At 55.2% G+C, this 11796-nt stretch carries 11 protein-coding genes; 6 read left to right on the top strand and 5 right to left on the bottom strand.

From position 1 onward, the window contains the following. The first annotated feature begins 345 nt into the window (after positions 1 to 345). A complete protein-coding gene (locus NST23_RS20500) occupies positions 346 to 717 on the top strand; it encodes a YybH family protein (RefSeq protein WP_122963894.1) in 372 nt (123 codons plus the stop codon). Between the two features lie 36 nt (positions 718 to 753). On the opposite strand, the gene NST23_RS20505 is transcribed toward NST23_RS20500, so the two are convergent. Beyond that, on the bottom strand, positions 754 to 2220 hold the full coding sequence (locus NST23_RS20505; RefSeq protein ID WP_173596834.1) for an aminotransferase-like domain-containing protein: 1467 nt from the start codon (positions 2218 to 2220) through the stop codon (positions 754 to 756). Positions 2221 to 2311: 91 nt separating this feature from the next. Between NST23_RS20505 and NST23_RS20510 the strand changes: the two genes are divergently transcribed. After that, positions 2312 to 3739, top strand: coding sequence for a pyridoxal phosphate-dependent decarboxylase family protein (locus NST23_RS20510; protein ID WP_340964482.1), 1428 nt, complete (start codon positions 2312 to 2314; stop codon positions 3737 to 3739). Positions 3740 to 3822: 83 nt separating this feature from the next. On the opposite strand, the gene NST23_RS20515 is transcribed toward NST23_RS20510, so the two are convergent. Next, on the bottom strand, positions 3823 to 4365 hold the full coding sequence (locus tag NST23_RS20515) for a nitroreductase family protein (protein WP_122963892.1): 543 nt from the start codon (positions 4363 to 4365) through the stop codon (positions 3823 to 3825). Positions 4366 to 4527: 162 nt separating this feature from the next. Next, positions 4528 to 5319 carry a SagB/ThcOx family dehydrogenase gene (locus tag NST23_RS20520; RefSeq protein WP_242774859.1) on the bottom strand — a complete coding sequence of 264 codons (792 nt, stop codon included), beginning with the start codon at positions 5317 to 5319 and terminating at the stop codon, positions 4528 to 4530. A gap of 134 nt (positions 5320 to 5453) precedes the next feature. Here NST23_RS20520 and NST23_RS20525 point away from each other — a divergent pair, with 134 nt between their 5' ends. Further along, the gene (locus NST23_RS20525) at positions 5454 to 6356 is read left to right on the top strand and encodes a LysR family transcriptional regulator (protein ID WP_229049725.1); all 903 of its coding nucleotides are present in this window, start codon (positions 5454 to 5456) and stop codon (positions 6354 to 6356) included. Positions 6357 to 6894: 538 nt separating this feature from the next. Here the strand turns inward: NST23_RS20525 and NST23_RS20530 are convergent. Then, the gene (locus NST23_RS20530; protein WP_340964483.1) at positions 6895 to 8343 is read right to left on the bottom strand and encodes an aminotransferase-like domain-containing protein; all 1449 of its coding nucleotides are present in this window, start codon (positions 8341 to 8343) and stop codon (positions 6895 to 6897) included. A 153-nt stretch (positions 8344 to 8496) separates the two neighbouring features. Here NST23_RS20530 and NST23_RS20535 point away from each other — a divergent pair, with 153 nt between their 5' ends. The 3 genes from NST23_RS20535 (at position 8497) to NST23_RS20545 (ending at position 10606) form a co-directional block, all read left to right on the top strand. Further along, positions 8497 to 9405, top strand: a complete 909-nt coding sequence (locus NST23_RS20535; protein ID WP_340964485.1) for a DMT family transporter — start codon at positions 8497 to 8499, stop codon at positions 9403 to 9405. An 85-nt stretch (positions 9406 to 9490) separates the two neighbouring features. Beyond that, complete coding sequence (locus tag NST23_RS20540; RefSeq protein ID WP_340964488.1) at positions 9491 to 9667, top strand: S-layer homology domain-containing protein; 177 nt, start codon at positions 9491 to 9493, stop codon at positions 9665 to 9667. Between the two features lie 30 nt (positions 9668 to 9697). Further along, the gene (locus tag NST23_RS20545) at positions 9698 to 10606 is read left to right on the top strand and encodes a hypothetical protein (protein ID WP_340964491.1); all 909 of its coding nucleotides are present in this window, start codon (positions 9698 to 9700) and stop codon (positions 10604 to 10606) included. 50 nt (positions 10607 to 10656) lie between these two features. On the opposite strand, the gene NST23_RS20550 is transcribed toward NST23_RS20545, so the two are convergent. Beyond that, entirely contained in the window at positions 10657 to 11757 is a 1101-nt protein-coding gene (locus NST23_RS20550; protein ID WP_340964492.1) for a glycoside hydrolase family 15 protein, read from the bottom strand. Between the last annotated feature and the right edge of the window lie 39 nt (positions 11758 to 11796).

An 11796-nucleotide genomic window follows, 5' to 3' on the forward strand; every position in this document is an offset into this window, starting at 1 on the left:
CTTCCTTTCAGCTTATGACAACCTAACTCTGTCCGCATGGATGCCTGTCTAGTTGACTCGCAAAATAAAAAAAACGGGTGCTTGCCCTTCTCGCCCGCTTTTCGCCTAAAATTAACAAATGCTTCATGCTGGCTCTACTCTCCCTTAACATGTCCGGTCTATGATGGTATTGTCAGACCCTACGATGGACATTACGTCCTCCATTACCGCCCGAATAGCCCCCTTCTAGATCGGGCGGGCTTTTTTTCGTGGCTTTTTCGCGGGCTGGTGCCCCTTTCCCAAATCCGCTACAATACATAATAGTTGAACAATTCCCTGAATTTTGTTGTGGAGGTCATTTTCGCCATGGGTTATCAAAAAGCGCTTGAACAGTACATCGCCGCTACGAACACACACGACTTTTCCCAGGTGGAAAAAGTCTTGCACCCACATGCCGTCTACTGGTTCTCGGACAAGACCTGCACATCGCTTGAAGAAATCGGCCGTTACTTCGAGAATGCCTGGAATGTGATCAAGGAAGAAGTGTATTCCGCTGTCGATGTGCAATGGATCGCGGTAGACCAGCATTGTGCGACCTGTCTGTACACGTACCAGTACGAGGGCTACTACAACGGCCAGTTCGTCACCGGAAGCGGCCGCGCCACCAACGTGTTTACGAAGACAGCAGACGGCGACTGGAAGCTGATTCACGAGCATCTGAGCAATCAGCCTAAATAAAAGACCGGAGAGAGGAACTGCCAGGAGCAGGATGGTTTATGACAACACATCCGGTTCGTACAGTTCCTTTCCTTGTTTTTCGATCAGTCTGCACAAAAGCGCAATGCCTTCCTCCAGCTTGTCGTCCGGGACCGAGCCGAAGCCGATCCGGATATGCCCGCCTCCTGACAAATCGGTAAAACAGGCTGCCCCCGGCAAAAAAGACAGACCGTGCGGCTTGGCGAGAAGCGACAGCGCCTCTGTATTCGCACTCGTTTGCAGCCAAAAATTAGGGCCAGCCTGCGGCGCTTCCCATGTGAGCGAGGCTCCGCCATGCTGCCGCAAAAGCTTGTCCACCCGCTCTTTTTTTCGCTTCATCTTGGCGCGAACCGACTCGAAGTAACGCTCGTCTGATACAGTTTGCAACAAATGATAGAAGCTGCGCTGATTGAACAGCGGCGTCGCCAAATCCGCGATCGCTTTGACATTAGCCAGCCGCAAAAAGACAGACCCTCTGGCAACCAGACAGCCGATGCGCAAGCCAGGCGCAATCACTTTGCTGTAGCCTTTCAAATAGATGACATGCCCGTTTTGATCCATGCTGCAAATGCTTGGCGGTATGGTTGCCGTGTTATGCAGCTCTGACCACGGATCATCCTCGACGATCAGGCAGTGAAAACTTTCAGCCAGCGCAAGCAAACTTCTCCGCGTCTGCTCGCTCATGATTTTTCCGGTTGGATTTTGCCCGGTCGGAATCACGTAGATCAGCTTGGGCGGCCGCTGGTCGAACATCCGTGTCAGCAGATCGATGCGGATTCCGCTGCTGTCGCAAGGAATCGGCAAAATCGTCGCCCCGCGCGAGCGAAACGCATCCAAAGCAGCAGGGTACGTCGGAGATTCCACCATGACGATGTCGCCCGGCCCTGCGAAGGTGCGAGCCACGAGGTCAATCCCTTGCTGGCAGCCCGTCGTCACCATCAGCTCGCTTTCCGTAACGCGTATGCCTCTTTGCTGAAAAGCATGCGCCAAATGCTCGCGCAGCGGCAGATCGCAGAGTGGAGAGGAATATTCGGCAAAAGTATGCGGATCACGCGCTGCCAAAGCGGTTGCCTTTTGCAGCGCTTCGAGCGGAAGGTGCTCTTCTTTTGACAAGGTCGCAGAGTGAAAAGGAAAAAGCAGACGGCTCCCGCGCGGCGTCTGCTGCCCGAAAATCGACCTTCCCACGTAATCGTAATACGACTCTTGCCACTCGTAGTCGTGACTGGCAGCGGGTGGAGCCGCTTTTTCCAGCCGCCTGACGTATGTTCCCTTGCCATGCAGCGTCACGGCATAGCCTTTTTCCTCGACGATTTTATAGGCGCGAATGACCGTCAACACGCTGACCCCGATTTCTTTTGCCAGCTTGCGCACAGACGGCAACAGCTCGCCCGCCTCGTACATCCCAGAGCTGATCCGTTCGATCACGGCTTGGGCGATTTGGACGGTCAACGATTCTTTCCCGGTTTTGTCCAATGAAATATGCATCCGTTCCCCCTCTTTCTTACCAACTGTTTTACCACAAGCTGTACTGTTATAACAACGGTTTGCTTTACTGGAAGAAAAGATGAGGGAGTGGATGGCAATGGTCAGCAAAATGCAAGCAGATCAGCAGGATTTGGCGGCCCTTTTGAATCGGGTGGTGCAGGAATCGCTCCAGTTTTTTGCCGGACTGGAAGAGCGGCCAGTCGCTGCGCAAGCGAAAACGGAAGCGGTGGAGTCGTTGCCGTCAGATGGCCGCGGGGGCTTGCAGGCATTGGAACGGTTTCAGCAGCTGTATGCGAAAAAGTTGAGCGCAAGCGCCGGGCCGCGTTACCTCGGATTCGTCACAGGCGGGGCGACCCCGGCTTCCATCGCGGGCGACTGGCTCGTCAGCGTTTACGACCAGAACCTGTCCGGGATTTCCGATTCGATCGCAGGTTACGTGGAGCTGGAGACGATCGCCATGCTCAGAGAGCTGTTCCTGCTCCCGGACGATTTCAGCGGAGCATTTGTCAGCGGCGCGACGATGGCGAATTTCGTTGGTCTGGCCCAAGCCAGGCAGTGGGCTGCCCGCAAGCAAGGGGTGGACGTGGCAAACGATGGCCTGTACCAGTTGCCTCCGCTCAAAATCGCCAGTGGCGCTCCGCATTCCAGCATCTATAAATCTCTCTCCATGCTCGGCATCGGCAGAAAAAGCATGCACTTGATCCCGTGCCAGCCGAACCGGGAAGCAATCGACATCGCTGCGCTGCGCGCTTTTTTGGAGGAACATCGCAACGAGCCGTGCGTGGTCGTAGCCAATGCCGGAACCGTCAACACGGTCGACTACGACGATCTTGCGGCCATCGCCCGGCTGAAAAGCGACTATGCTTTCTGGCTGCATGTCGACGCTGCTTTTGGCGGGTTCGCGGCATGCTCCCCTCGCTTCAGCCATCTCGTAAACGGCTTGGAGCACGCTGACTCCATCACCATCGACGCGCACAAATGGCTCAATGTCCCGTACGACTCCGCCATGCAGTTCACGCGGCACAAGTCGCTCCAGGTAGACGTTTTCCAAAATAACGCCGCGTATTTGGGCAGCGCAATCGCCCAACCCGAATTTGCTCATCTCACTCCGGAAAACTCCCGACGTTTCCGCGCCCTCCCCGCCTGGTTCAGCTTGCAGGCTTACGGACGCGCTGGGTACAAAGAAATCGTGGAATCAAACGCCGAGGTAGCCCGGCTGTTGGGCGAAAAAATCGCGGGCAGCGACAGCTTCGAACTGCTCGCGCCCGTCAGGCTGAATGTCGTGTGCTTTTCGTTGAAAAGGAAAACGCGTGCGGAAGAACCACTGACTATGAATGACATCACTCGGTTTCTCGACCAGCTCAGTCGGGATGGGCGTGTGTTCATGACCCCGACGAACTATCAAGGAAGCCCGGCAATTCGAGCCGCCTTCAGCAACTGGCGAACAGTGGGCCAAGATGTGGACGTGATCTGGCAAGCGTTGTGCGATAGTTTTGCCGGATATTCGCGGGAAGGGTGACTGCTTCGTCAGCATGCAAAAAAGCGAGACCCTGTGTGGGCCTCGCTTTGCACGTCTTTTGCTGAACAGGAAGATAGCTGCTGCTATTCAAATCTTGTAAACTTTTCTTCTGCTCTCGTCCGCGGACGAGCTTCCGGCACGTCTTCCTGGTCGAAAAAGCCCAGGTGCAAAAAGCCGACGATTTTCTCGCCTGGCGCAACGCCCAGCAGCTGGTGAGCCTTCGGGTCCCAGTTGTGCGCGTTCGTTTTCCAGACAACGCCCAAATCGCGCTCCCAGGCCAACAGCTGAAAGTTTTGAATCAACGCGCAAACGGCGCTGAAATCTTCCTCCCACTGTTTTTGGCGCGGGTCTTCCTTCATAATGACGATCAGGTAAGCAGCCGGCTGGTTGTACATTTCTCTGCGCGCCTCGTGCGATTCGGCCGGATAGGCTGTAATCAGTTTCTCTACAAAAGCGGCCTTGTTCTCCGTCGGCACAAACAAGAAGCGCCATGGCTCGCGCAAACCGTGATTCGGTGCGTACACAGCATCATTCAACAGTTCCAGTACGAGTTGTTCGGGTACGGCATCCGGTTTATAAGCCTTTTTAATCGAGCGGCGCTCGCGAATGACTTTGGCAATGGACACATCGTTCACCTTCTTTGGACGGACATAATTATATCCTGATAATGGTTATCAGTATCATATGTTATCGTTTGGCTGGGAGAAAAGCAAGGGGAAAAGCATGTTGGCTGCACTTTGCTTCTGCATAAAAAAGGATGGCCTCCTCAGCCATCCCGCTTTCCGCCATCACTTCGGCCGCCGCTCCTCCAGCCAATGCCCTCCGGCGATTTTGCCGACGGACGCCATCAATACGGACAAATGCTCCTTGCCATCGATTCCCAAAAATTCGTTCATATCGTGATCCATCCAGTGGCCGACCGTGCTGACTCCAAGTCCCAAAGCGTTTGCTGCCAGATGCAGGTTCTGCGCGGTGTGGCCGGAGTCCCACCAAATGTAGCGGTAAGCCCGTTCGTTGTATTTATGCCGCACCCGATCCACTTTGGCCGTCCAGACAAAATTGACGGCTGCGCGCCGCGTCATCTCCTGCTCCTCTGTAAGCTGATAGGCTACTTCAGACACGTCTTGTTTTTTCAGGCCTTCCAGGCACCATTTTTCCACGTCGAGATGATACAAGCCTTTTTCCAAACCTTCGACATGGTTGATCAGCAAAAACGTCTCGATCGGATACAAAGCGCCTGCCGAAGGAGTCGTGCGCAGCTGGTAGTCTCCCATGTCTGCCGTGATGCCTTGCGTGCCCCAGAGCAGCAAGTTCAGCTCGTTCAGGCTGAGCGGCTGGGGCAAAAAGTTGCGTTTGGAGCGGCGATTTTGCAGAAGCTCCCACAAATCAGCCGAATCACCGGAGCTTGGAAAGTCGGGCTCGCCCAAAGGAATGCGCACAAACGCCTCTTCATACTGTAAATAGGTCGGCGGCCGTTTGGAAAAGTCGTAGCGGGCAGCCCAGCCCTTTTCCAGATCACCCAGCCGATACGATGTAGCCTGGATAAATTCATTCGCAATTCGTTGCCATTCAGGATGCATGCCAAAATCCTCCCCGTTTTTCAAATCGTTGTTGGTCTTGCTACGTCTTTTACTATACGGGGAGGTTTTCTATCAGTAAAACAATGCTTTATAATACATTCCATAAGATTTTACTAATGGAAAAGGAATGAGCCATGATGACGCTCACTCAGCTTCAGGTACTGGTCGCCGCAGCCAAGGCAGGCAGCTTTACTCGCGCTGCGGAAGAAATCGGTTTTACGCAATCGGCTGTGTCGCAAATGATTCAGGCGTTGGAAAAAGAACTCGGCGTCTGCCTGTTTCTGCGCAGTCGCAGCGGCATCACTCCGACGAGCATCGGCGAACGGATGCTGCAGCATGCCCGCGACATTTTGACGATTACCGCTTGCATGACGGAAGAGGCCAATCTGGCGAGGGGGCTTGCGTCCGGTACTTTGCGCATCGCCTCAATTCCGAGCGTCGCTTCGCGCTTTTTGCCGGGACTTCTCGGGAGCTTTCGCAAACGGTTCCCGGCGGTGGAGATCATGCTGCTCGAAGGCGACAGCGACGAGATCGACAAATGGATGAGCAGCTCGGTGGTGGACATCGCTTTTACCGCGATTCCGGGCCGCGAGCTGCAAACGATGCCGCTGCTGTTGGACGAAATGATGGTGATTTTGCCTGATACGCATCCGCTGAAAGATCGGGCGACTTTGCGCTTCGACGAGATTGCCGATCGCTGTTTTATCATGCCAAAAGACGGGTGTATCAAAAAGATGTTGCAGGAAAACGCGATTACGCCCGCGATTACGTTTGAAGTCCGGGAAGTGTACACGATTTTGACCATGGTTCAGGAGTACATCGGCGTCACGATCATGCCGGAGCTGTATATGCCCGCTGTTCTGCCCAAGGTCGTCGCCATTCCGCTCGACCCGCCGATCCGGCGCGAGGTCGTTCTCGCGGTGCGCGACTGGCAGACGATCTCCCCCTTGACCGCCGAATTTGCCGTGCACAGTCAAAAGTACGTGCAGGCAATGGAGCCGTTTTTGCCTGACCGCAAAGCTGTTGGGGAGGTTTAGTTCGTTGTCGTCAGGGGGCGGCGAATCTGGTGCCGCCATTACAGGAACAAGAGCGGCTTCTGTTTGACTGCAAAGCTGCTGGCGGGGCTTAGAGGCGTGGGCAGGCTTGCGACAGCAAAATTGATTGCCGACGTTACAGGCAATCGAGCTGTTACTGTCTGACCGCAAAGCTGCTGGCGAGGCATGGGAACGTGGGCAGGCTTGCGAATTAATTGCCAGCGTTACAAGCAATGGAGCCGCTTTTCCCTGATCGAAAAGCTGTTGGGGAGGTTTAGTGACGTGGGCAGGTTAGCAGATTAATGACACCGTTACAAACAATGGAACCTTTTCTCCCTGCACAAAAAGCTGCTGGCGCGACATTATAGCCACTGGCAGGCGAGCAAACCAGCGCCGCTGTTACAAGCAATGAAGCCGCTTCTCCTTGACCACAAACCTGCCAACGAGACACAGCCCGTTGTCACCAAGCCAAGCGAGCGAACCCGTTTCCGCCGTTACCGGAACAGGAGCTACTCTACTCCCCCGCCCCGCTCGCCCTCCTTTATTTCTGCAAAAGCGCAGCGACAATCTTGCCGAGACGCTCGATCCCGGTGTGCAGCTCTGCCACCGAAGCGTAGGCATAGGACAGGCGCACGTACCCTCCTTGCGTCTCGCCGTATATATAGCCCGGATTAATCAGCAACCCTTGGCGCTGCGCTGCGGTAAACAGCTCTGTCATGGACAGCTTGCCATTGATTTTCAGCCAGATAAAAAAGCCGCCCGCGGGCACTTCCCAGCTTGCCAGCCCGTTCATGTGCATGTTCAGCGCGTGGACGGCTGCCTCCTGGCGCATGAGCAGCTGCCAGCGAACCTCGTTCATCTGCTGCTCGTACATGCCGCTTGCCAGCCACTCCGCTGCCACCCGTTGCGACAGCGAGCTTGCCCCGTAATCTGTCTGCATTTTCAGATCGGCGAGCCTGGCAATCACAGGCTCCGGGCCAACTACCCAACCGATGCGCAAACCAGGCGTCAGCGACTTGGACAGGCTGCCGAGGTACAGGACGTGTCCGTGGCGATCGCTGGCCTTGAGCGGCGGTGGCGGCGGTTCTGTCGTCCACAGCTCGCGGTATATATCATCCTCGATGACTGGCAACCGTTCTTGCTCGCACACCCGCAGCAACTCGCGGCGGCGGCGTTCTGTCATCAGGATGCCTGTCGGGTTGTGAAAGCACGGATTCGTGTAGAGAATCGCCCCGCTCCCTTGCCTATTCCCCGGTGCAAGCCCGTCTGGAACAAGCCCTTCATGATCCAGTGGCAGACCGGACAGCTTCATGCCCGCCGATTGAAACACGTGCAAAGAGTTCAAATAGGAAGGCTGCTCCAGATAGACCGTCGAGCCGCGATGCAACAACCCGACAGATATTAACTGGAGCGCCTGCAAAGCTCCCGAGACGATCAAAATAGACGAGGCGGACGCCTGGATGCCCAACCTTTTCACGTATTCGCTCACCGCTTCGCGCAGCGGCAAATACCCTCTCGGCTCCTCGTAGCCAAAGCGTGACAGCCGCTGCGTCACCCGCTCCATCACCTGCTTCATCCCTTCCAGCGGGAAAATCTCCGGCGACAGCTCCCCTTTGCTGAGTTGAATCAGTTCGCTGTTAAATTCATCCTCGTTGATCTGATGCACAGCGGTCTGGCTCGGCTTGTGCAAGCCCGCCTTGACGTACTGATCCCAATCCGGCGGAGGCGTCGTGGCGAGCAGTGTCCACGTATTGTTGACGACCACCGTTCCCATCCCCAGCCTGCCCTCGATCAAGCCGTCCGCAGCAAGCTCCTCCAGCGCCGTGATGACCGTGCTGCGATTGACCCCAAAAGTAGCTGCCAGGACGCGCTGGCTGGGAATTTTGCTGCCGATGGGCCATTCCCCTGACGAGATTTTGCTTTTGATGTAAGCGATAATCTGCTTGTATTTTGGCGTTGCCTTGGCGCCGTTTGGCCCTTCGCTGCTCACTTGTCCCGCTCCCCTCGCCTTTTTCTTTTTGAGCAAAAGTGGTTGGTTTTTTTGTTGCCCGAGTGGTTGCAGCTATTTTACCACTTCTTGATTACCATGGAAAAAGCAACTCAACTGGTTGGGTTCATTTTATAGCGAGGGGATGTTGTACACGTGTCGGCTTATTCCAATTCCAAAGGACGAGTGTTGGCCGCTCACGGCGTCAGCCTGGTGCTGTGGGCATCTGCTTTTGCAGGCATTCGCGTCGGATTGCAAGGGTATTCGCCGGAGCATCTGTCGTTGCTGCGGTTTTTGATCGGTTCTGCGTTTTTGCTGGTGCTTGCTCCTTTCCTTCGCCTGCCGCTTCCCGCGAAAAAAGACATTCCCGCTTTCTTTCTGCTCGGAGGGCTTGGCTTTTCCGTTTACCATACGGCACTCAATATCGGCGAGTTGACGGTCAGCGCCGGAGTTGCCAGCCTGTTTGTGACGACTACCCCGATTTTTTCTGCCCTGTTTGCCTTTCTGTTCTTCCGGGAACGCTGTGGGGCGCGAGGCTGGATTGGGGCGCTGATCGCTTTTACGGGAGTCGTTGTTTGTTCGCTAGGAACCGACAGCTCCTTGTCTTTTAATAACGGAATATTCTTGATTTTGTTGGCAGCAGTGAGTGAGAGCATCTACTTTGCCTTTCAGCGAAACTATGTAGAAAAATACGGCGTCTTCGCGTTTACCGCCTATACGCTCTGGGCAGGCACGCTGTTCATGCTCGTTTTTTTGCCGGGGCTTGGGAGCGCTATTTTGTCCGCCCCGTGGGCTGTCACGCAAAGTGTCCTGTACTTGGGCATCTTTCCGAGCGTCGTCGCCTATTTGGCTCTGGCTTACGTCACTTCGGCTGTCGGCACGAAGGAAGCGACCAGCTCCCTTTACTTGACGCCTGCCCTGTCCTTTTTGATCGCCTGGGGCTGGTTGGGCGAGGTTCCTTCCTGGCTGTCCATCGCGGGCGGTGTTGTGACACTTGCAGGCGTGCTGCTTGCCGTGAACAAAAAGCATCCTCAACAGCAAATAAAAGCGGATGCTCCATTGTAACTTTCTACCAGTCAAGTGCGTATAATGAACGGGCTTGTCCCCTTTTCCACTAACGCTTGCAAACAGCAAAGGAAGTGACTGAAAAATGAAACCTTATTTGCTGGCAATCATGGCTGTCTTGTTTGCCACGCTGTCCGTTTTGCCTGCCAGGGCGGCAACTTTTACCGACGTGCCTGAACAACACTGGGCCAAAGATACGATTGCACGCGCCGTCGAGCAAGGCATTGTGCAAGGCTATCCGGGAAATCGCTTTGCCCCGTAGGAGCACGTTACCGTCGCCGCTTTTTTCACCATGCTGGCCCGGACTTATCGCATCCAGATTCCGCCAAGCCAAAAGCAAGCCCTCCACTGGGCCGATCCCATTTATGACGCTTTGGCGCCTTATCACTACCCTTACTCAACTTTGCAGCAACAATACTTGTCCCGCTTCGAGCGCAACCAGTATTTGTACCGGGATCGACCGATTACCCGATACGAGGTAGCCGAAATCATCGCAGGTGCCGATGGCGAGAACTATCATGGCGATTTTGCCGTTCACTACCTGCTTGCCAAAGGCTATGCCAGCGGAAAAGCAGCGGGGCAGGCCAGCATCCAGTCTTACCAGGGCCAAAGCTATTTGACACGGGCAGAAGCCGTCGCCTTTTTGGAGAAGCTCAAAAGCAGTGGCTTGAAACAATTAAAGGTTCGTCCCCAACAACCTAGCGATCCGCAAAAATTGCCTGCGCTCTCTGGCCAGCAATTCGCCGATCCAAAAGAAGAGAAACTGTACACGGTGCTTTTTCAACACCCGGGCTATTTTGTGGAACGATACCAGCCGGGAGTAAACAGCATGTTCCGAACCATTCAACGCGAAATCACGCCAACCGAACAGGATGGAGACGACACGCAGGCCGTCCTCTATGTTCATTTTGACGATACTTCCGAATTGGGCCCCGATTTCCACGGCTTCAAAAACGAACAAGACCAGCGTCTGGCCGGGCTGACCAAAATTGACATTAACGACGTCCAAAACCAGACTGCGGTGCAAATCGCCATGGATGTGCTCCGCCAGTTCGGAATCGAGCCTCCTCCCCAGCTTCCGGCTACCATCAGCGAGATGAAGCAAGGCCCGGAGGACAAGGTGCTTTCTCACAACAAGGTGCGCTTTGTCATCACGTACAGACAACACAACTCGCTGTCGATTGCCTGGCAAAAAGAATAAAGCAAGCCTCCGCAAACAAAACGCGGCCTCCCGCCCAGGAGTGCCGCGTTTTACGTTCCAGACTCAAGCAGGCCAAGCTCAGCAGCAAGAACGAGAAACATCGCGTGCGACCACAACAGGGGAACCGCAGGCTGACCAGCCCTCTCTATCCATGCCGCATACTGCTCAGGCGCCAGCAAATGCTCCTGCACCTGTTCAGGCAGTCCCTCCGCTGCTTGCTTGGCGACAATCCAGTCCAAAATCTCTTGTGCCCTGTCCGTTTTGCCTGCACGCACATAGTACCAGCCAAGCCAGGCAGACAAAAGCGGCCACTGTCCTCCTCCGTAGTACGTATCCGCCGCATACCGATGCACGCCGCAGCCGAACAGCAACTCTTGCTCGATCGCCTCTACCGTTTTCACCATGAACGGGTCTGTCACCTCGACCAGGCCGTACGGCAATGCCAACCACAAAAGACTGGCGTCTACCGCGTGATTGCCGACAGATTTGAGGAATTTTCCGTTTGCCGTCCCATGCTCAAGCACGTACTGACGAATCCGGTCCGCCAAAAGCGCAAGCTCGGATGCGCGCTCGGGCAGATGCCGCTCCATCGCTTTGACTCCGGCAAAAACGGCTGCGAGTGTGACAGGGTGAATCCGTTCGCCCCATTCCTCCCAGCAGTCGAAATTGGGCAGTAGCCAGCAGGCAGACAAGTAGTCCAAAGTCAGCTCAATCGCCGGGGCGAGCCTGTCGATGATCGCTTGCTCCCCGCTCATCCGGACATGCTCGGACACCCCCCACAGCCATGTCCCATAGCCATCGAGTTGAAAGCTGCCCCACTCGCCCGCCACTTCTTTGCCATCCACGGTGTAGCGCGTGTGCAAAAACAGCTCGTTGCCTGCTTTGCCATCCCACTTGCCTGACTGTACGGCCAAAATGGCTGCTCTGGCCTTTTGTTCATGCCTGACGATGACATCTCCGCACCATTCATAAAAGCGGGAAGCGCTGTCATGTTGCCCTGCGCGATTCATCGCATACGCCGTGAACGTCCCGTCGCGCAGCCAGGCGTATTGATAGTGGAGAAAGCCAGGTGACGCGAGATACGCTCCACTCGCCGCTTGGTGCTGCAAGATCAACCGTACACTGTCAGCCATCAAGGTTTTGGCAGCCACACTCTTTCCCCCTTTTATGAGACAAGCCTTCTCCATGGA

The organism is Brevibacillus sp. FSL K6-0770 (genome assembly GCF_038000275.1).
Taxonomy (GTDB): domain Bacteria; phylum Bacillota; class Bacilli; order Brevibacillales; family Brevibacillaceae; genus Brevibacillus; species Brevibacillus parabrevis.